The organism is Novipirellula aureliae, from assembly GCF_007860185.1.
Taxonomy (GTDB): Bacteria; Planctomycetota; Planctomycetia; order Pirellulales; family Pirellulaceae; genus Novipirellula_A; species Novipirellula_A aureliae.
This window is the reverse complement of the sequence record NZ_SJPY01000002.1, coordinates 883,092-904,603: the sequence shown is the minus strand read 5'-3', so window position 1 is coordinate 904,603 and position 21,512 is coordinate 883,092. Positions and strand designations below refer to the sequence as shown.

Annotated in this window: 14 protein-coding genes; all 14 read right to left on the bottom strand. The window is 53.5% G+C overall.

Annotated features, from left to right (window positions below; all coding sequences use genetic code 11):
- Nucleotides 1-117: 117 nt before the first annotated feature.
- Nucleotides 118-1,515 (bottom strand): VanZ family protein, encoded by a 1,398-nt coding sequence (locus tag Q31b_RS09020; RefSeq protein WP_146599320.1) that lies wholly within the window; start codon nt 1,513-1,515, stop codon nt 118-120.
- 2 nt (nt 1,516-1,517) lie between these two features.
- Nucleotides 1,518-2,693: a glycosyltransferase family 4 protein gene (locus tag Q31b_RS09015; protein ID WP_146599319.1), complete on the bottom strand. Its 1,176-nt coding sequence runs from the start codon at nt 2,691-2,693 to the stop codon at nt 1,518-1,520.
- The gene (locus Q31b_RS09010) at nt 2,690-3,847 is read right to left on the bottom strand and encodes a glycosyltransferase (RefSeq protein ID WP_146599318.1); all 1,158 of its coding nucleotides are present in this window, start codon (nt 3,845-3,847) and stop codon (nt 2,690-2,692) included. Before Q31b_RS09010 ends, Q31b_RS09015 begins: the two co-directional genes overlap by 4 nt.
- Nucleotides 3,848-4,053: 206 nt before the next feature.
- The gene (locus Q31b_RS09005) at nt 4,054-6,636 is read right to left on the bottom strand and encodes a hypothetical protein (RefSeq protein ID WP_146599317.1); all 2,583 of its coding nucleotides are present in this window, start codon (nt 6,634-6,636) and stop codon (nt 4,054-4,056) included.
- 76 nt (nt 6,637-6,712) lie between these two features.
- Complete coding sequence (locus tag Q31b_RS09000) at nt 6,713-7,150, bottom strand: FkbM family methyltransferase (RefSeq protein WP_261343847.1); 438 nt, start codon at nt 7,148-7,150, stop codon at nt 6,713-6,715.
- Nucleotides 7,151-7,382: 232 nt separating this feature from the next.
- Nucleotides 7,383-8,531 carry a glycosyltransferase family 4 protein gene (locus tag Q31b_RS08995; protein ID WP_146599315.1) on the bottom strand — a complete coding sequence of 383 codons (1,149 nt, stop codon included), beginning with the start codon at nt 8,529-8,531 and terminating at the stop codon, nt 7,383-7,385.
- A gap of 514 nt (nt 8,532-9,045) precedes the next feature.
- A complete protein-coding gene (locus Q31b_RS08990) occupies nt 9,046-10,548 on the bottom strand; it encodes a hypothetical protein (RefSeq protein ID WP_146599314.1) in 1,503 nt (500 codons plus the stop codon).
- A gap of 93 nt (nt 10,549-10,641) precedes the next feature.
- Nucleotides 10,642-15,057, bottom strand: a complete 4,416-nt coding sequence (locus Q31b_RS08985) for a cadherin domain-containing protein (protein ID WP_146599313.1) — start codon at nt 15,055-15,057, stop codon at nt 10,642-10,644.
- Nucleotides 15,058-15,410: 353 nt separating this feature from the next.
- Nucleotides 15,411-16,040, bottom strand: a complete 630-nt coding sequence (locus tag Q31b_RS08980) for a class I SAM-dependent methyltransferase (RefSeq protein ID WP_197171216.1) — start codon at nt 16,038-16,040, stop codon at nt 15,411-15,413.
- Between the two features lie 350 nt (nt 16,041-16,390).
- Nucleotides 16,391-17,551 carry a glycosyltransferase family 4 protein gene (locus tag Q31b_RS08975; RefSeq protein WP_231617412.1) on the bottom strand — a complete coding sequence of 387 codons (1,161 nt, stop codon included), beginning with the start codon at nt 17,549-17,551 and terminating at the stop codon, nt 16,391-16,393.
- A 53-nt stretch (nt 17,552-17,604) separates the two neighbouring features.
- Complete coding sequence (locus Q31b_RS08970; RefSeq protein ID WP_146599310.1) at nt 17,605-18,903, bottom strand: O-antigen ligase family protein; 1,299 nt, start codon at nt 18,901-18,903, stop codon at nt 17,605-17,607.
- Between the two features lie 2 nt (nt 18,904-18,905).
- A complete protein-coding gene (locus tag Q31b_RS08965) occupies nt 18,906-19,829 on the bottom strand; it encodes an NAD-dependent epimerase/dehydratase family protein (protein ID WP_197171214.1) in 924 nt (307 codons plus the stop codon).
- On the bottom strand, nt 19,826-20,377 hold the full coding sequence (rfbC, locus tag Q31b_RS08960; protein ID WP_146599308.1) for a dTDP-4-dehydrorhamnose 3,5-epimerase: 552 nt from the start codon (nt 20,375-20,377) through the stop codon (nt 19,826-19,828). Before rfbC ends, Q31b_RS08965 begins: the two co-directional genes overlap by 4 nt.
- Nucleotides 20,374-21,489 carry a CDP-glucose 4,6-dehydratase gene (gene rfbG, locus Q31b_RS08955; RefSeq protein ID WP_146599307.1) on the bottom strand — a complete coding sequence of 372 codons (1,116 nt, stop codon included), beginning with the start codon at nt 21,487-21,489 and terminating at the stop codon, nt 20,374-20,376. Before rfbG ends, rfbC begins: the two co-directional genes overlap by 4 nt.
- Nucleotides 21,490-21,512: the final 23 nt, after the last annotated feature.

Below are 21,512 nucleotides of genomic sequence, written 5' to 3'. Positions count from 1 at the left end.
ACGCCATTTGATTGAGGGGCAGCAGAGAGTGTCCGTGGCAATCGGTAGGAACAAAACCTGCGCGGACTAAAACTGATACATCCCCCGAATTTGAACAGTCCAGGCTTACATCCCAAGCTAAATTTGAAGGTCTCCGCGAGTTTCGCTACGGGCGATCGCGATTGCGATAGCCATTCCGATCGCGACTCCGACGATGCGAACGGCAAGCTCGATGAGACTTGGTGATCGGGATCGTTCGAAGATTTGGCCGCCCTCGGCCAACAGACACACCGATACACAAAAGACAACCGCAGCAAGCCAACGCAATACGGTTATCCTTTTAAGGCGAGACGGGGCGGCAAACGCCGCGGACATTCCAGCGAGTGATCCTAGGAGCATCGAAAACCATAGGGAGCGTAGCAGATTGGAGGCCATTGCCATGTCATTCCCGGAAAACCAATTTGTCATCGCGATCGATCGGAATTGATCGAATCGCTGTTTCATTTCCAGCCCCGAATCTGCAAAATCAAAAGGGGCCCAGGAAACCAACAAATAACCGAGCGAATAAAGAATCGCCACAATCAACAAGACCGGTGCGGTAGCCCAACTTCGCAATGGAAATGGACTGTCCGAACTCCACATTCGACCGGCCCAGCATGCTCCAACACCTGCGCCCACGGCCGACCCGATCGCATCGTCGACCGCTGCCGTCCGTGTCTCGATGAACGCTTGACAAGCTTCTAAGCACACCACACCACCAACAGCAAACATCGCGGACTGTATCCAATGGACACGCGTGCGTTGTGGAGGATTCCGTCCATCTGTCCCCGACCAATAGGCGAACCAGACGCCAATCGGCAATGCCGTGGCAATCGTGACGGCTGCGGTATAGAGCGATTGCCAAGTATCGGTATGCCAATTCTCAAACGGTGAAAGCTGGATCATCCCCGATCGCCATTTCGCCTTCAGTTCGGACGGCGAGACCGCGGGAATGAACGGCATCCATGCCCAAAGCAGGTACCCCGCCACGTACAGATCCAACAACGCTTTGAAGGGTGACTGATGGGATCGGCCTGACCAGAACCGAGCGACTCGGCTGCTGAACCATGATCCGCCACCGTACGCGAGCAAGCCGCCAACCAAGCCGCCGAGCAACTGTGAAATCGTATCGTTGCGCGACGGCACACGCCGGCCATACCAATGCTGCCCCAGTTCGACGAACAGAGAAACCGCCGCGACCAGGCAAACCGCGATAATTACCGAGATTGAATTTCGGTGATAACGCGGCGATTGACTGGGGGCCAGCGGTGACGCTCCACCGACTAAAACCAATAAGAACCCCAGTGGGATACCGAGCATCATGTTGATTGCCAGGTCACTTCTTGATTGCTGACTCCAGTCTGTGACGTGTGACCAATCGGCCCAAGCCTCAGCGAGCGATCCCGTTTTTAAATCAAACGGATACCAAGACCCCAACACCATCAGCGCGGCCCAAGCGAAGGCGAGGAACAACCAATACCGACGACGAACGCTCACGGTCACCTACCGAGCAGTCGCTCATAGATGGTTTGAATTCGATCCATCCGTTTGCGAAAACTGTATTGTTCTTCTACGAGTTTTCGTGCAGCGATGGCCATCTGTGATCGCTTCACTGGATCGCAGACCAGTCGACGCATTGCATCGGTGAGCCCCTTTTGATTCCCAATGTCACAAAGCAGGCCGTCGTGATCGTCGGTCAGCATTTTGGGCACCCCTGCAACCCGAGTCGAGACAATCGGGACGCCCATCGCAGCGGCTTCTAAAATCACATTCGGCAGCCCTTCGCGTTGGCTCGATAGCACGAATAGGTCAAGCGATTCATAGAACGCTTTGGTGTCCGACCAGAATCCAAGCAGTTTAACATGGTCGGCTAAATCCAACTCAACGATCAATCGTTCTAAGTCTTGCCTTGCCGATCCTTCGCCTGCGATCCATAGTTCGACTGGATGCCCCTCGTTTAGCAGGGTTTTGGTCGCACGAATCAGCAGATCAAACGATTTCTCTGGCATCAATCGACCACTCGCTCCGACCAAGACACGGTCGTTGGGAACCGCCCGCTGCCGACGCATCGCTGCGGCTGACGATGGTCCTTGCCGACTAAACGACAGCTCATCAATCGCATTGGGAATGTACGTCAACCGATCGGAACGAATCTTTAACTTCGCCACTTCGTCCAACAAATCATCTGAAACACAAATAACATGCTGATACCGCGGAAGACAGAGTTTATCTACTTTGTAATACAAGGGAGTTTTCGAGGTTTGCACCACCCAACCATGAACGGTTGTGACCAACTTCATCCGGTGAAACGGACGGAGTAGTAATCCGAAGAGGTTTGACTTGTAGTCGTGGGCATGCCAAATCTTGACATTGAATTGCTTACATAGCCGAAGTAGGTCACGAAGGACTCGGACATCGGTGGCACCGCGATCGGGAATGCTGATGAGTGGGCTATTCCAATTCACAGCTCGCTGGCGAATGACTTCAAAGCCGGGATCGTCCGGCGGATGCATGTAAGCTGCAGCCAACGCGTAATTTGAATCCGCCAGAAACGGACTCGATAGCAAGATTGTCTTCTCGGGACCGCCGCCGGTATCCGAAACGACGCGCGTGTGTAGCACCACGTCTTTCGAGGCCGGAGGGTGGAATGGGATGTCCAATCGATGGGATGTCATTTTATGAACCGTGATGATGACAACATTTCTTGAAACGTCGCTGCCTTCGCTTTCCAACTCTCCGTCGCCAGACGTTTTTGAATTCTATCTGCGAATGGCGACTTGGCATCCACGTCGCCTTGCATGAACGCCATCGTCTTGGCAACGAACTCGTCGTTCGTGCTGACCATCTCGATGCAGTCACTGTAGTTATGGACAGCGGGTAGAGACGACGCCACGACCGGCCGCATCGTGGCCAAGTATTCTTTGAATTTGAGTGGCTGCATCGCACGAGTGACTGGCAAATCAGCATAGGGCATGATCAACGCCGCCGCTTGTCGAGCGACGCTTGGCAAGCTTTCGAATGGCATGGGGCCAGTCATCAAAATGTTCGGGTGGTTGGCGAGTCGAGGATCAGGATCCTGCAGAGGGCCCACTAGCACGATTTTCCCATGATCGATCCGGTTGGCCAAAGCTAGCAGCCAGTCCGCATTCATCCGTCGATCGATCACCCCCCAAAACAGAGCGATCGGTCGCGGCAAACCATCAAGGATTTCTAGCTTACAACCAGAATCGGATTGCCAAAAATCGAGATCCACGCCGTGAGTCAATACCTCGGCGTGATGCCCACGATCGGCGATCCCGGCGGCTAATGTATCACTCGCTGCAATAATCCGGTCGATCTGCGGCAGCATTTCGGATTCCATTTTACCCATGGCTTGTCCGTCCAGTCCCGGCCAAACAGAAAAATCGTCGACACAATAATAAATCCAGCGATCGACCGGTAGCTTGCCCACCAAGTCGGCAACAATGGGAATCGTTGTGACCGCAATCGCACCCTCCGCTATGTCGTGCAATTGTGAAATCAGTAGACGAGCGTTAAGCCAGCGGTCCCAACGATGCGACATCCAAGGCCACATCTTGGCATCGATCACTGTCAGGCCATCTGGCAGCGGTCGTGGAATCGCTTCGGACCTTTTGCTTGCTGGCTTGACCCAACCGGATAACTTTTCAAATCCACGTCGAAGGGTGACGGTATCAAAGCGTGGAGGCCGCATTCCGATCGTATTGACCCAAGTCGTCTGAGCATTTGGCAACAGCTGCCCAATCAGGTGCTGGCAACTCGATGGGTGCCGACCCCAATCGTCCGAGAAAACAAGTAAACGATTATTCATAAGTAGCGGAAGTCGCAGAGAGTTTCGTCATCGACGATTAGAATGGATGGCTCACTGAATGGTCTTCATTATCGGTTGAGCTTCGATTGCTCGGTTCGAAAGTCTCTGCGACTTCCGCTACGTGGTTCTGCTTGACACGAAAGTCCCAGCGACTTCCGCTACAAATTCCGTCGAAACTCTCTGCGAGTTCCGCTACGGAGGGCGGATTAAAGAATGAAAAACATGATCAACAGTACAACCATACTGACCACCGCTGCGGCTCCCAGTACAACCAGTCGCTTGAATCGATGCAAAGCGATTGTCCGCTGCGGCACAAAGGATTGTGGTTCGCCAAACTCGTCATCAATTTTTTCGATGAACGCCGGTTCGTCACGATGTTCCAACAACCACTCTCGTTGCCAACCAAAATTTAGCAACAACACAACGGGTCGACATAGCGACTTAGTCGGCGAATCAGTCAAATAGTCGACCACATAATTGAAAAAATAGTCGGCTTTTTCCCACATGCGTTTGCGTTCATCATCATCGGATTCATAGCGAGCGGCATGTTCCAGAACGTGCCATTTTCGCATATCTTGCGCAGCCCATGTTTCCGTCGGGTACTGCAGTTTCTCTGAATCGGACAATATCGGTCGTTCGTTTCTGGCCATCCATCGTGCATAGTGACGCAGCGTCGCGACGCCGTATCGAAAATCAGCATCCAATTCACCAAGCGTCATTTTGTAATCAACGTAGCGGCCGAGTGCTTGCAGGTACATCGTATAGAACCAGCGCAGCTCGGCGTTGAGCAAATCGAGTGATTTGAGGTCTTGTTTTGGATGCACAGTGCGCCGCATTAGCAGAGCGGCGCGATCAAGATACTTTCGGTCAGCCGTCAATTCGTGTCCTGTCAACAGTGCATGAGTTGAATTCCCGGAAGCTCGGCCTGGGCCGTAGTAACCATCACTGCTACAAGTCGAATAGCCTGTGTCACTCCGGCAAAGCCACTTAAACGGTGTCTGATTACCATCTTCGATCCGCAGCACGTAATCAGCGGCATTGATCGCGGCTTCCCTGTAACGCTGCTTGCCAGTCAACCAGTAGGCCAGCATCCAGCCGGTGTTGTAGTTATGCGACGCCGCAGGCCCGCCACCGATCGCGTAGTTCTTACTGAGTTGCTCGCCAGTCTCTCCCAGCTCCTCTAAGTCCTGACCATCGTCAAACGATTGGCTAACCCGAAGTCGCTTCGGATAACTTCGATGCGTTGCAGTATGAGCATCGGCGTAATGATAGGTGTGCCAGAACAGGCCACCATTGTAGAGCAATTTATCCTGCTCCGTATGATAGGTGTCAATGTCCCAGGCGTGGTCGGCCATCGCCGTCATCAGATCGAACCAGCGAGAGTCGCCAGAACGCAAGAATTGAATCGCAAAGCCAAGCGTGCAGTCATATTGGTTATTGTAGTGCGAGATCATTAGCGATTCGCCTTTGTGGTAGACCGCTTCGTGGTCACCGTAGATGTCACCAAAATTCCGCCAGCCGTACTGGTCGATTTTCTCGCGTTTGGCAAAAAACGAATCGTCACCCTCGATCGCCAAATCGACCAGGGCCTCATATCGCGAGTCGCTCTGTTCGCTGCGAGCCAACAAGTAGGGCACGGCGTTGGCCTCGGCGTGAACGTCAGGAGCGAGACGAACCATGGGCGGATTCAAGACTGCCGAAATTGATGACACTGCATCAACCGGTTTCATCTCAAAGCCAAACTCGAACGTCTTCTGCTCGCCTCCTTGTAGCTCATGGCCACCTGTTGCCTCAGCCGGAAGCAGTCCGATACGCAATTCATTTCTATCGGTGGAAAGCGCAGAAGGAAAGTTCTGCCAGAAGTCACGATAGGCAATCGAGTATTCCACCGCATCACCACTCATGCGAACAATCGGCTGGGCACGTAAGCCTGAGTGAGTATCGGCATCGGCAAACACCTTATAGCCGCAGAATTCGAGCGGCACTCGGCCGCCTCGATCGAGATGGTTTGCACTATTCCAGTTGTCACCTCCGCTGGATGCTTGGAAGACCGTCACCTTCTGCTGCGCGTCAACGATCCGGCCCGTATCTTCGAATTCTGCCGATAGTCGATGGATCGCGGATTCACACTCTGGAACAAAATTGACGGAAAGATCATCGATCAGGATTGAGCCGTTTGCCCCCAGATCCCAGTTGCCGCCGGGGTGATCCATCGGCTGTGGATTTCGAACTTGGAACTCGAATTTTAAGACCGGAAACGAGGCGTAGACGCTCGCAGTAAGCTGCCCCGCCAGACGTGATACTTCGCTGTCGGCTCGAAAATTGACTTGCCACTGCTGGGTCCAGCGGATCGGCCCGCCGACGACCTGGGAAGGCGAGGAGACAACGCCACGATAATCAACGCCGTCGTGCCGAAGTTGAAATTCACAATTCACACCCGCCAACGCGACTTGATCCGCGATCTTCAAATCACCAATGGAATCCGCTTCGCAATGCACCGGCGGATTCGACGTAGTTTCCTGCTGAGTTGCATCATCATCCGCGATGATAGCATAGCTTGCGTCGAAATGCCATTCAAACTCGACGAGACACCAACGGATGGAATCATCAGGCCAACAGCTTAGAACTTGAACTTTCGAACTTTGGATCGCCCCTTCTTCGCTACGGACCCCGACTTCCGACCGATCGCAGACGCTAGCAAGCGGAAAGGGAACACTTACTCGTACCAACGCGTGACGCGATTGATTTGCGGCATGATGGTGAGTCAAATGGATTGGGTAAGAAAACAAGGGTTATCGTGTTGGGTTCAGAGTGCCATTAAATTTTGTGTCGATTGTCCGTGTCTAAGTCAACGTTGAACAGCGGTCATGCTATGGATCGGGCGCGATAAACATAATCCCGAAACGTTGGTTGTGCAATCATGTCATAGGCACAGCTCAAGATTCCATGAATGACCGCACGAGACTCTTCGGTCAAGCATTCGACGATAATGAGTCCAGGCTTCCACCGGTCAAGGTCAAGACCTCGTAACACTTCATACTCAAAGCCGTCGACGTCAAGAGAAAGCAGGTCCACTTGAGGCGGATTGACTTCATCCAAAATGGACGTGAGAGTCCGCGCGGGAACATCAATTGTCACCTCGTCCGGATCCGATTCCGCAGAGCAGATGCGTGACATCGCGTGGGCTGGTGTTATCGCGACTGTCTTCTCACCGTAGTCCTCGGACACCAACGCACAGTTGATTGAAATCGCGTTCCTTCTGTTTGTGCGGATACGCCTGAACATTTCTGGAACAGGTTCAATAAGAATTCCCTTCTAGCCCTGAAACCGTTCCAGATAATAACTGCTACTTTCGAAGAAACCATCGACTCCCCCGGCCTCAACATTAAAACCAGGCGATTTTAGATGCTGCATGAGCAATTCATGTATTCCTCCGTATGCGGGACACGAAAATCGGTCACTTCCAAGTGCTTCAAAAACCTTCCTTCGCGCGGTAGTCAGACGCCATAGCGGTAACATGAAATGAGTCTCCTATTCAACAAACTGCTTCACGGTAGATAACGGACATCGTCTCGTTCCGGGATCCAAAACCGAACTTCGATCGAACTTTCTCGAGAGCGGCAGCGCCAACCGTCCGCCGCAGCGCCGAGGATTCGATCAGCCTTCTTAAGTAAGCCTTCAGCTGATCGTTAACGTGGTTGCGAAATGGCAGGGGAATTGCATCAACCGCGTAGCCGCGAAACATATTTTTTGTGTCGAAATCGCTGATATCGATCAAGAAGCTGTCGCTTTCGGAATCGATAATTTCAGGAATGGCAAAATGATTGGTGGCGACGACGGGGATTCCATAAGCCATCGCTTCGAGGATTGCGAATCCAAAGGCTTCGTTATAAGTCGGCAAGAGGTAGACATCCGTCTCCGGCAAAACTTCACCGAGCATCCGTTGGCGTGAGACCCGTCCAAATTGAATGGACTGATTCTTGCGAATTCGAGTCAGATACTCTTCCTTCAGTTCGCGATTTCTGGATCGAAAATCAATCTTCTCATCGCAGCAAATACGGAGCGTGATGCCTGGATACTCCTGCTGAAGCGACTCGAACACATCGACAACGTTCGCCCCACCTTTGCGAAAGAAGTCGCCACTGAAAAGCAGTTTCACTTGGTCGTCAGTATATCGGATGAAATCTTCCGAAACTTGTCGGATTGCTGGATAGACGACTGTTGCTTTGTCGATCACCACGGGGTCAGTTACGCCTCCGTAGCCATAAAGGGTTTCGCGTGCCGCCTGACTCCAAAACAATAGTTTTTTGCAATTGTTTCTACGAAACAAGCGATTTACATACCCAACTCTCGTGACGCGTGGTAGCGGAAAGGTCAAAAAGCCGAATGCGAGTGCGGCCTCGAAACAATCAAGAGAACAAACCCAAGGTGCCGATGTGATCACCGGACTAAGGACAGCTTCCAGCACATCAAATTCGCGAGTGTCAGCAAACTCCATCAAGTAACTTTTGATCGGACTGCGAATGAACCGGTGACGTGTTCGCGTGGGAGTGGGAAAGCAGTACTCAACGCCGTCGGGAGGACAGGCCGCAATCTCATCCGCCATCCCGTGACGTGTCGAAACGCCAACACGGATAAGAGGGTCTTTTTCGAATCTTTTTTGATTTACTGTTGATTCATGCATCAGGCAATTGACAATTTTTTTCCGGAATGCATCGGTGGCGTTTTCTGAGCTTCATTCCCTGCAGCCCAATGAATCGGCACCAAATTTCGGCGCGCAAAATGGAGACGCCCCAGACTACGATCCGACGTCCGATAAAGTAATTTAAATGAAGCCGGTGCACCATCCCTATTTTTCCGACATGCATCAAAAAACGGCGTTGGATCTTATCGCCAAATAGTTGCCCCCGTAATGCTGATCCCTGCGCGCCAAAATTCGCTTCGCTCCGCGTATTCGACCATATGAGTCCCAGATCGGCGACGCCACCCCCTATGGCCACAGCAGGACGTTATAGCTTGATACTCAATGTCAACACGGTCTTAATGGCAGATTCGCCGAAGCGATCGAATGTAAAAAATTTAAATGCGCTCACCCTGCCATTGCTCCCACCCTTGAAATCATCGTTTTTTGACGCATGAATAATACGATGAAGTTTAAGTAGTATGTCGTCAGACACTTAATACTTTGAACCATTCTACTATTGAGAACCGATCCGATAGACGACTACCGCAGGCGGAATCTCAAATTGACCACCGCCACTGTTTTGGTAGGAGATATACAGCAGTTGATCGTCGGCGTCCCAATAGGCACCGATCGGCCAGCGAGACGCATTCGGACCGTCATCAAATGGCAAATCCCACTCAAAATAGCTGCCTCGGACTTGATATGGGCGAACCTCTCCACGAGCCACCTGCGCTAAATCAGCGGGATCATACACGTAAAGCCGTACCCGGCGTTCGCGACTGGCTACTGTGGTTTGCAGGTTATAATTGAGAGCTCCAAGTCCCTGAACGGACCAGTAGCAGAGCCCAGTCACGTCTGGGGTATCGACCCAAACGGGACCGGCGATGACTTCATCTCCCTGCCACCAGCCGATCCCATTCTCAACAGCCGGTCCCCATAGCGGCTTGGTGTAGTCGGCTGGTCGCTCTTCACGTCGGTCCTTCCCACCGCCCCACTGAAAACTGAGTAGTTCAACACAATTATTGAGTTTTTTGGCCTGATCGGTCGGCCAATCTGCGGCAAAAAAAGTCGGCCCTGGCGAACTTCCCTGCCCTGATCGATACCCCCCAAATCCGACACCAAACTTTCGGCCTTCAAGAAATTGCTTTGCGTACCAAGAAGGAATTTCACAGAATCCCCCGCCAAAGACTTGACGCCTATTGACGTGAGATTCAACAGCCATCGGAGTGGTCATATTATTTGTTTCGTCAAACCAATTCATCCACGGCCCGATCCAATTTCCAGGATCGGTCGCATAATAGACGCGGCCAGTCGTCAAAAACGCGCCCCCTGGATTTGGTCTGCAAAGACTGTAGGGATTATTGTCTGCGATTGTGTGCGACCCCTTTAACAGTTTAATTGGTTTCGCCACCGGCCAAGCCAGCCTGTCATTCGTGTCAGTCCCAATCTCCTTCAGTGACACCTCCAGTACGTGACATTCGCTACTTTGTTGATGCCCGAAAGTGAACAGCGATCTTTCGCTACCTACACCATGTTCTACGTACAAACCGCCGCGGGAATACCCCAGCCCTTTTCCGCCCGCTCCTTGAGACGGCAATTGCCAGCCGCCCACTATTTGAAAAGAATCCGAAGTCACCACCGACTTGGCGATCTTTACATCTTGTTTTGGCTTTGTCGCGGCAAATTTCGAAGTCACACGGTTAGTCGAGGCATCGATCGGCTCCGCTGATTGGACCGGAGGCTCCGAAGCGATCTGCAATTGGCTCTCGAGGTCACGAACATATTTTTGAGCTTGCTCGTATTGGGGATGGTTGCGTCCGAATGTTTCCGCACGCAGTCTCGCAAGACGCAACTTCAAAACGAAGGACTCACGCTCAGCTGACTCGGTTGCCTTCTTCGTATCCGAACTAGCGAACTTCTCCGCCTCTTTTTCCGCGACTGTTGTTTGCGCCGCAACGTCAGTCGGATTGATACAGGCAAGCAATACCCAAAAAAACAATACGAATTTCAAAATCATGCTCCTACCTTTACGAACCGAACGTGACTGCGGTTTTGGCTAATTTGGTTATGCTGAAAGATCCTTCAGCTGTGCATAGCGGTCGAGGGTTGTTTAAAACACACCGAATTGAATACCGATATCATCTACCCAGACAATTCCGGCATCCGCGAGTGTCAGTCGCGACTCCAGCGGCAATCGGTCGAAATCCCAACGCGACGGGATCGACAATAACTGGCCCTCAGTCAAATTCAAAATCTGCGTCGGCAACAATCGCCGAAAATCCTGGAAGTGAAGCGACGTAATCTGACCGTCGGTAAGCATCCCGATCTGCTCAGACGTCAATCCCTGCAGCATTCCAGCATACGACGTATTCAATGCGGATACTTGCTCGGTTGTCATTGCTCGCCGCGCTGCGGAGGGCAACTGCATAAACGCATACGTCGAGTCCAATGCCGAAATCTGACTAGGTAAAATAACGCTTATCCTCGAGGCGGGCACATGCGCCAAATCCATGAATCCATACCCCCCCGATCTGATCGACCGCAGTTGCTCATCATTGAGTTCCAAAACCTGATTCGGCGTCAACGCACGAATCATCCCGCTGGGGGCGATGTCCAGCGCACGGACCTGCTCAGGGGTTAACGCCGCTCGCGCCTCCGCAGGAATCTGGATTAGTGCATAGGCGGACGTCAATGCCGAAATCTGGCTAGGCAAAATGGCTGTTATCCTCGAGGCGGGCACGCTCGCCAAATCCATGAATCCGTAACCACCTGTGACGATCGACTGCAACTGCTCATCAGTGAGTTCCAAAACCTGATTCGGCGTCAACGCACGAATCATCCCGCTGGGGGCGATGTCCAGCGCACGGACCTGCTCAGGGGTTAACGCCGCTCGCGTCTCCGCAGGAATCTGGATTAGTGCATAGGCGGACGTCAATGCCGAAATCTGGCTAGGCAAAATGGCTGTTATCCTCGAGGCGGGCACGCGCGCCAAGTCCATGAGTCCGTAACCCCCCGTGGCTATCGACTGCAACTGCTCATCAGTAAGCTGTAAAACCTGATCCGGCGTCAACGCACGAATCATCCCGTGATATGCGATATTTAAGCCGCGAACCTGCTCTGGCAGCAACGCCGCCCGTACCATGGCGGGAATCTTTGAAAACCCGTAGGCATCAGGAATTGACGATAATTGCATCTGCGTTAACGCGACAATTCGATCGGCTGGTAACTTGGCAAATTCAAGATGCCCATATCTACCTCCACCCAGGGACGCGACTTGCGAATCTGTCAGCATGCTCCTTTGCTCGAATGTCAAGCCGTCCACCATCCCGCTCGGAGACATATTCAATGCCTGAACCTGCGATGGCGTCAACGCCACTCGTGAGGAAGCAGGTATACTCAAGAAAGCGTCCCGAGTCGATATCGATGCAATTTGGGCCGGCGTCAGGTATTGAATCTCTTCTGCTGACAAGCTAGGGAACGCCGGATAGGACAGCACCTCGATCCAGTCGCCGGATACACGAGGAGTCACGGTAACCAATACTTCACGCGCTGCCGTCAAGCCAGCTCGATCCGTGGCAACGATTTGAAGCCGATGCTCGCCGCGATAAGTACCGCCGTCAAGACTAGCGGCAACGGTCATGTCACCCGTGACCTGATCGAAGGCAAATCGCCCATTCGGATCGCCGCCAATAATCCGCAAGCTGACACGATCACCGATGTCAGGATCGCTGACACCGACGCTTCCCACGACCGTGCCGACCGCCGCATTCTCGACGATCTCCAATTCAACATCGGCAAACAGGGGCGGACGATTAAAAACATGGACCGTTAGCGGATCGGAAGCGGCCGAGGATGCGTTCCCGGAATGTGATTGGGCGGTGAATACGTAACTGCCGCGAGGCAATTCTACATCGCTGTAATCGAATCGCCATTCCCCTAAGTTATTGGCAACGGTGATACCGAGCGTCTCACCACCGATGGCAACTGAGACCTCCGCTCCGGGGCGAGCCCGTCCGTAAAGCTGCAATCGGTGTTCCTCCGTGACCCATTCGCTTTCATCTCGCCTTCCAGAATCAACGCCCGCTACCAGAGGCGGCAACAGGTGATCCTCGAGCGGGAACGCAAGGCCACGAATTCCCGGCACCGGAACTCTCGCCTCACTATTGACGCCGCCCGGAGCGATGGCCCCCGCCACGGCGATCCCCAACTGTTCCCATGCTTGAGCATTCGTTAATCCACCGATCGGAGCACCGATCGGAGAATTAGGACCCAAATGCGAATTCGCACCCGTTTCCGGAACAAGGAAGTCGGGCGACTGCTGCTCGTAAAAGACACGATAATTGTTTCCGGGGACACCGCCGTAATTTTCAACTTCGATGACATCCAACTGAACCACATTGGTAAAGCGACCGTCTCGATAAGCCATCGCAATATTCTGAGAGTCAGTTAAACCCGAATCGGTGGAGTTAAACTCGATGTCCCTTAACAGTACGTACCGAGGTGGCAGACTTGCTGAAGTATCCTCGCTGGGCGTCTTTACAGACACATTGGTTCGATTTGCCAGAATAGCTCTGTCTACTAAAAAAGGTGTTACCTGCTGTATCGGAGTGCTCGTCCCCAGCGGACCGGTTCGGGTCGGGGCAACGATACCAACGCGATAGTTTTCGATTACGATGTCTTTCAGTTCGGACTTATTCACCCGGGCGACCTGGAACCCGGTCGGGTAGTTATAACCAGACATCATCGACCGATCACCCAATATCACGGTCGACCTGACCTTTAACTGATTGGCTTGCTGGCCAAAGATACCCGTATGGTTGATATGCCACAGCGATGAGTCACTGATAACCGAATCGGCGATTGTCAACTGGGTCGGATTATAGTAACTCTCGTATCCCAGATACCACAACTCGATGCCCATGTGACTGGCGTACCCGACGTTTTCATCGAACTTCAAAAGGTGCATCGCCTGTGGCGCGACAAGGTTAAAATCGTGATGCGGATCGGCACCTTGATAGGCCGGGACCCGAACGGATGGCGCGGGAGTATTATTACCACCGTAAATTGCGTAGGCTGCTTTCGTGGCTCCGCTAACCACATTACCGTACAACTCATTGTTCGGCCGCATCAGCCAAATTCCCGAGCCTTCGCGACCATCGGTAAACTTGCCTCGCCCTCGGGTTCCTGAAATTCGGCTAATGAAGTTGTTCGAAATCGTATTAAAGCTCTCGCTGCCGTCCTCGGTGACGATTCCCGCCCCCGCGAAGTTGTAAACGACATTCTGGTCGATCAATCCGTAGTGCGAACCGTGGATCGTGATCCCCCACTTCGAATTTGCAACGCTCGAATGGACGGCGTTGCCTAGAATCGTGTACTGATGCCCGCTCTCCGGCGTCGCAATCGGGCCGACCAGATGGTGCATGTGGATCGGATATCGCGATTCCTGGTTCGTACCGATCTGGTAGGCATGACCGTCGTCATCAAACAACGTGTTGTTCAGCGGATCGTTCGTCGTCCGACCCAAATCACGGAACTCAACGTAGCGGATATCGATCTCTGCCCGGCCGATCAACATCGTGTGACCGCGGACTCCGGTTGGGTTTTCCGACCGCAAGACGACGTTCCGTGACAGGTTGGCGACATGCGGCGAAAAGACCAGTTCGCCGGAAGCGTTACGAGCCCCTAAATGGTCGAACTGAGCCCCTTGCTGTAACCGCACTTGGCCCGCTTCGATCGCCGCGACGGTGAGTGACTCGTAACGATCTAAACCCGTCGCGACATTCGCCGTGTAAAAAAGCTGCCGACTGTCGGGGATCAGCAATCGATCGCCCGGAGACCAATCGGTCACCTTGCCGTCGACGGCCAAGGAGTCCTCACCCGCGATGATCTCGCCATCGAGCGTGGCGAAGGTCTGAGCCAACGTCCTGCCGTGCATCGTCACGGTGCCCAAGGCGATCAGACCGTGGCCATACTGACCGGGGTCGACCGCCAAGTCGAACGGCACATCCTTGAACACGACCTCAGCCGTGCCCTGGTGCGGCGCCGCCTCGGTTCCGATCTGTAACGCGCCGCCCGACAACACCTGCAAATTGACCACCCGCAACGACTGGTCGCCAGCAATATCGAACCTTAGCATGCCACCATCACGGATGACGATAGAATGCACATCCGCGGCACCATCGAAATCGATCGCATGCTCAATGACGACGACATCCTCGGGCCCCGCAGCGGCAAAGGCGGTTTGCCAATCACCTGCGGCGGTCGAATGCCAAACGTGGCGACCGTTGATGGCCGGGAGCTGCGAAAAATCGGGCAAGAAGGGGTCGTGGTGATTCGCCACGTACCGACTAGAAAGCGATTCGTGATGCATCTCGGCATCATCCATCATCGGGGCGATGATCGCCGCGATCTCATTGTCGGTCGATTCGGACACCACCGGCTCGAGCGTCGCGGCTAACAAGGCTCGCTTTTCCAAAGATTCGAAGCGGAGTCGGCGACGGGGTCGATTGATGGATCTAATTGGCATGGGTATCGCACTGTGTTTTAGCGTCAGGGACGATTCGCTCTGGCCAGAAGCATCGTAGAAAAGGTCTTGATAAGGTCGCTAGCGATCATCCGCGTCATTGTCGCGAGCCGAGCATCGCTCGAAACCGTACCAGAACACGCAGCAAACGCAATCCCTTTTTTCGTTACAAATGTCCTAATTGCGGCTTACTCGCAGCTGGCCGCTGCCAGCGGCCGCAGTACTTTTTTCGCCGCCTGACGCCACGAATATTCGCTCGCAACCCACTCATGGGCACGCCGGCCAAGTTGCTGTCAAGCCGAGTCGTCATCCCACAGCGGCCGCAGCAGATTCTCGGAAAGCTACGCATCGCCGACTTATTCTTCTCGGCGTTGATAAATTCCCAACAAACAGTTTTCAGGATAGGACTTGCCAACCCATCGGAATCCTGACCAACCGAGCAATTCCAAATAATTGCACACCTTAAAGCGTCCAAAAGTCGACAAGTCATCTAGTTTTTCAAACGCACGCTCATCGAAACCTGCGTTAGAAAACAACTCTCGCAGCACATCGCGGCTGTTCATTCGATAACAAACAGGAAACGTGTCTTTCTCATCCCCTCCCCAAAAAAGCCTTTTGATCGGATGGTGCAGGCCAAACGGTATGACTGTAGACAAAGTCGCGATTGGAGTGTTTCGATTCACGGTAAAGACGACGACATAGCCGCCGGGTTTCACGAGCCTTCCCAAGCTGGCAACGAATTGAACCGGGTCCTCCACATGTTCCACGACCATACGCATCGTCGCGAGGTCAAACTGGATGGCCGAAGAGTATTCCTCGAGTGGCGAACAAACGGATTCGTGGACAAACTGGTTTTCCCGGACATATTCGCTTGGGTCAACAGCAACAACAACCTTGCAGCGAGAGACCAGTTCGGATGCCGAGTCTGGGTTGTTTGGGAAAATCGCGTGCCCACCGCCAACGTCCAGCCAGTAACTGCCGGGCAACACCAGCTTCCCAACCAGGCACTCGTAAGTGTCCGCAGGTCAATCGTCATCGAAGCGATACCGCCGCCAAGGCGCCCACCCGACTAAGGCCGGGTCACCGTAATTCTGGCGAAAGAACATCTTTAAATCACCTAATGTGGGCAACTTGATTCTTACATTCGCCGAATTTATTTGCATGATAGACCGTTTGGTAATTCTGTTTGGATTGTCAAAAACCTGCCGACCGGAGGCATAGGGTGGCTAAATGTTTGACCTTTGAGACCACTCATCATCCGCTCAGAGATCATAGCGAAACTGCGTCATTGGCAAGATTTCGGCGTTCGGTGATCCTCACTAGATCGCCAAAACCACTACCGCGACTTCACTTCTCCCTGCAGCGGCCGTAACACCTTTTCCGCCGCCTGCCGCCACGAATACTCGCTGGCGACCCACTCGCGGGCACGCTGGCCCAATTGTTGTCGGGACGCATCCTCGCTCCACAAGGACCGCAGCGTTTCGCCCCACTGTGACGTCCGCTTAGCGACGATCAACGGGTTGTGATCGCCCAGTCGTAGCCCGTCGACGACCCGGGGCGAGGCAACGATCGGCATCGACAACGCCGCCGCCTCCAACAGTTTATTCTTAATCCCGGCGCCGCTGACAAATGGCAATACGACGACTTGGTTTTTCGTGATCTCCGCCCGGATATCGGGTAAATCGGGGGTCAAGATAAAGCCATACTGATCGGCCAGCGCCCGCACCTTTTCCGACGGGGCGAAGCCAAACACATTGAACACGGCGCCAGGGGTCTGGGCGGCAACGTCGCGCCAAACATGTTCGCAAAACCACTCGATCGCGTCGATATTGGGACCGAAATCGAGCCGCCCCCAAAACACACAGCTCTTTGGTTGTTGATCGATGGCAACATTCTCAACGCGGCGGTAATGATCGAAATCAACGCCGTTGGGGGCGACATCGACCGCCGTCCCCATCACCCAGCGGACGGCGCGAGCGTCACGATCGGAGACGACCCAAACACGATCGACGCAAGATGCGTAGACACGTTCGTAAAGTCCCTTCACCAGTGCGGCCTTGCCCTCGCCCCAAGTCGCCGGCTTGGTGGGGAAGACCTGCGACATGTGATGCAGGAACCACTCATCGGCGGCGTACCAGACGCGAATTGCCGACTCGACGCCAGACAAATAGGGTAATACGTCTAGCCCGACAACGACGACCACGTCGGCCTCCCACCGCCGCGACGCGTCGGCCAAAACCGCGATATTCCGTCCGGGGACCCCCCAGTAGGAGCGAAACCGCTGCTGCAATTTTGACAGCGTAACGACGCCATCGACTGGCCCGTATTCGTCAAACGTTTGGCGATGTATGCATTCGACCCCAGCAATCGCTTGATCCGATACCGGCGCATCGCTGATCAAACTGATCGAATGCCCCAGCGAGGCGAGTTCCCGCATCATCGAGTAGCAATGCACGTCATGTCCGCTACGGCGGGGAAACTGCAAATTGGACTTCATAAACAAAAAATGCATTGACCAGTTAGTCCAAAATGTGTGGGTAAGCAAGTTGCCTAAGACGGAAAAGTTTGATTATCATCCGTATCCCAGGTCTCAGTGGCGGTCAGTGACTCCTGCTGACGCAGGACGGCGAGCGAACAAATCCCGGCCGCTGTTAACACATAGGGCGCTTCGATCAATGCACCGCTAGAGAACATACTGGCGAGCCAAAACCCGGGAATGCCGCACAACATCGCCAAGTTGATCCACAAAAACCAAGACGGCTGATCGACCCTACGACGACGCTGTTTCAAATGCAGCCACCAGGGTACCCAGAAAAAAGCTAGGAAACAGGTGACCCCAGGAAGTCCCATCCCGGTCGAAATTTCGAAGAACAGGTTGTGCAGAGCCTTACGGCCCCGGTTCTCCGAATACCCTTCGTAGTACTGTGGTACCAAATACTGGCCACCCCAAGGCCCGACGCCCAACAGCGGGTAATCGGCGGTAATCGCCGCTCCGGCTTTCCAAAGTTGAAATCGGGACTCCGCCGAACTATCGAGTTCATCCTTGGGTTTGAAGACGGAGGAAAACTCTTTGATTACTGGCGGGCCGGCAAGAATAACCCCAATCACGGTTGCAACCGTGACGGTCGTCCAATTGAAACGAGTCTTCGGCATCCAAACGATGGCACACGCGCATACCAATAAAGCGCCGATCATCGTGCCCCGAGACTCCAGCAGCATGATTTGGTGCATTTGCAATACAAAAACCAATCCGCATGACGCCCGGACCCAAACCTTATCAGAAATAAGCAAAGCAGCAAGACTGATCGCTAGTACCGGCACGCTCGAAACGGAGTACGTGTTATTGTCCAGAAAGTTCCAACTGAAATCGTTGACGTTGATGAACCCGCGATTGAAGTAAAGCTGGTTGATGTTCCAAGCATTCCAACCTTGCGCCACCACCAGGGTCCCCAACAACCAAATCAAATGAACCGGTTCACGCAAGACAAAAATTCCCACAATCATCATCAGCACGATTTTCCAAGTAATGTCCATGAAGAACGCCGTGCTATCCGCATTGATGGTTTGGAAACTGCTTAGAAAACAGATACCCAAGTACGCCGCTAATGCCGCGACCGCCATCATCTCGTTGCGTGCCAATCGGTTCCGGGCCATTCCGCTCATCAGAAAACCGAGCAACGTCGACACCGCTAGAAACTTTTGAAAATCGAGATCCGGCAGGCTCCATCGCCAATTCCATTGGGGGCACAAGACAGCAAAGCTTGCATACCCAACGAAACCAATCCAAGGCCGAAAAAGCCCCCCGACACAAAAGACAACAGCTAACAGTGTGACTGCAATGGCTCCCATCGTTATCGGCGTCCCCTATCGCCGCAGTCTGCCCGATGATGGTGAGCCTGGACGGTACGCTCGATTCCCTGTTCCAGCGATACGCCAGGCAGCCAATCTAAGGCATTAAGAATGGCTGGATCGGCAACCGATCGCATGACTTCACCCGGTCGCTGGTCGATGGCACCGAAATCGAGTGGCACGCGATTTCCACAAGCACGCCCGACGAATTCAACGAAATCACGAACACGAACCGATTGGCCCGTCCCACATGGAATGACGTTCGTATCGACCGGAATCGCCTCTGCCGAATCACAGATCACGCGGTACGCAGCAACCACGTCATCAACATAAATAAAGTCTTTTTCCTGCTCTCCCGACGTCAGTCCGACTGGCCGCTCGGCATGCAAACACTGGTCAATCAACCATGGCACAAATTTGCCTTCACTATCCCCTGGGCCATAAGGATGTTGCAATTCGATTGTCAAAAAACGTGTCTCACTGTCCGCCGATAACTGCTTTCCCCACTCGATAAATTGTTGCTTGGAAAGCGTATAAGGTCTGAGGTAAGGGTAATCGGTTGTAAAACAGGTGTCCGTATTAAGAAATAACCCGACTCGGTTTTGGATGCCCCATTCAAGCAGACGCAACGGAAATTGCACATTGGTTTGCACGACGTCCGACACGGCTTGACTGTTACGACCGTACGCGGTCGCTAAATGCAAGATTACGGATACAGATGGTAGTTCACAAAGCGATTCCGGAAAGGATTGATCGGAATCGACATTGACCCATTGCACTTGGTTGGCCAAAGCCCCAAGGCTAGACAAATCCGAACCGCGACGGCGAGTCGCAACCACGCGGTTTCCGCTCTCTACCAGACTTTTTAGTAAATGACGACCGATGAAACCCGTCGCCCCAGTGATCAGGTACGTTTTCGATTTCAAAGGACAATTCCTGTAAATGTCGAATCAATCCAGGGCGTACGTTGATCCTTAGCCGATAAGTTTGGCGATTCCATCGGCCAACGGATTCCGATGGCAGGATCATCATACCGCAGGCAGCCCTCTCGTTCTGGCGAATAGGGTTCGCTCGCTTGATACAGAATCGCTGCATTATCCGTCAACGATTGATATCCGTGCGCGAAACCGGGGCCGACGTAGAGAGCCTCCGGTCGATCAGCCGACAATTCGGTACCGAACCACTGCAGGAAGGTTGTGGAATCTCGGCGGACATCAACGGCCACGTCAAAAATCACGCCACGAACGCATCGTACCAGTTTTGCTTCGGCGCGGGGTGCCTGCTGATAATGCAGCCCTCGCAAAATACCTCGACTGCTACAATACGAATGGTTCGTCTGAGGGAACGTCGTTTCAAGACCCTCTGCGGCAAAGGTCTCGGCGCAAAAGGTGCGAGTAAACCAACCACGTTCGTCCTCAATGGCTCTCAACTCAAGTCGAACCACACCCTCAAGATGAGTGCTGTGAAACTTCATGACGCAGCCCAGCTCACTTTCGCTTTGATCGCCTGCTGCTCGTAATCCAGCAGATCTGACAACGTCGCGATTTCCTCGCTTTCATAGAACCGTTGGTACCACGATGCGGTGCGGGCGACCGCGGTCTGCCAATCCCATAACGGACGCCAACCAAGACGATCAATCGCCTTCGAGCTATCGAGTCTTAAAACGTTGGTTTCGGCTGGGGCGCCCGCTTCGGGTGCAAACTCCGCAACTAACGCAGGCCATGTTTTCTGGAAATGGGGGACCACTTCGCTCACCGGCACACTCCCTTCTTCATCGGGGCCAAAGTTCCATGCCGTTGCCGCCGTCGGATCAGCCAACAATAATCGCTGGCCCACGGCCAGGTAGCCTGCGAGTGGTTCGAGCACATGTTGCCAAGGCCGTATCGAGGCGGGATTGCGAATCCCAAGCGTTGTGCCGGAACTGGCCGCTCGCACCGCATCGGGGATCAGCCGATCCTCTGACCAATCCCCACCGCCGATGACGTTGCCAGCACGCACCGTCGCCAAGAATGGCTGCGGTTCGGTTTGCGACGCGTTGAAATAAGATTTGCGATAACAATTCACGAGGATTTCTGCGCACGCCTTCGACGCGCTGTAGGGATCGCTGCCGCCGAGTCGGTCGCTTTCGATGTACCCGGCCTCCGACTCACAGTTCTCGTAAACCTTGTCGCTAGTCACACAGACAATTGCGCGCACCGATTCGGAAGCCTTGGCCGCATCCATGACATTCAACGTGCCAATCACATTGGATGAAAATGTTTCTTGCGGTTCACGATACGAGCGGCGAACCAACGGTTGAGCCGCAAGATGAAAGACAATTTCCGGCCGATGCTCGGTAAAAACCTGTTTCAGCCGATCGACATCGCGGATATCGGCAAAGATCGATTCGCAATCATTCAGTCGCAGCAAATCCCAATGGTTCGGCTCGGTTTCGGGTGGCATGGCGTAACCGATCACTTGGGCGCCGAGGCGGCTTAGCCAAAGTGTCAGCCAAGAGCCTTTGAATCCCGTGTGACCGGTCACCATGACCCGTCGACTGCGGTAACAACCACCGAAAAGCGACAGGTGTTTTTCAATATCAATCATTCGTCATCCCGTTGTCATCATGT

Bases quoted from the DNA above. Each gene is read 5' to 3' on its own strand.
- Q31b_RS09010 (WP_146599318.1), bottom strand. From the start codon at position 3,847: ATGAATAATCGTTTACTTGTTTTCTCGGACGATTGGGGTCGGCACCCA.
- Q31b_RS08975 (WP_231617412.1), bottom strand. From the start codon at position 17,551: ATGAAGTCCAATTTGCAGTTTCCCCGCCGTAGCGGACATGACGTGCAT.
- Q31b_RS09015 (WP_146599319.1), bottom strand. From the start codon at position 2,693: ATGACATCCCATCGATTGGACATCCCATTCCACCCTCCGGCCTCGAAA.
- Q31b_RS08985 (WP_146599313.1), bottom strand. From the start codon at position 15,057: ATGCCAATTAGATCCATCAATCGACCCCGTCGCCGACTCCGCTTCGAA.
- rfbC (WP_146599308.1), bottom strand. From the start codon at position 20,377: ATGAAGTTTCACAGCACTCATCTTGAGGGTGTGGTTCGACTTGAGTTG.
- Q31b_RS08995 (WP_146599315.1), bottom strand. From the start codon at position 8,531: ATGCATGAATCAACAGTAAATCAAAAAAGATTCGAAAAAGACCCTCTT.
- Q31b_RS08970 (WP_146599310.1), bottom strand. From the start codon at position 18,903: ATGGGAGCCATTGCAGTCACACTGTTAGCTGTTGTCTTTTGTGTCGGG.
- Q31b_RS08990 (WP_146599314.1), bottom strand. From the start codon at position 10,548: ATGATTTTGAAATTCGTATTGTTTTTTTGGGTATTGCTTGCCTGTATC.
- rfbG (WP_146599307.1), bottom strand. From the start codon at position 21,489: ATGATTGATATTGAAAAACACCTGTCGCTTTTCGGTGGTTGTTACCGC.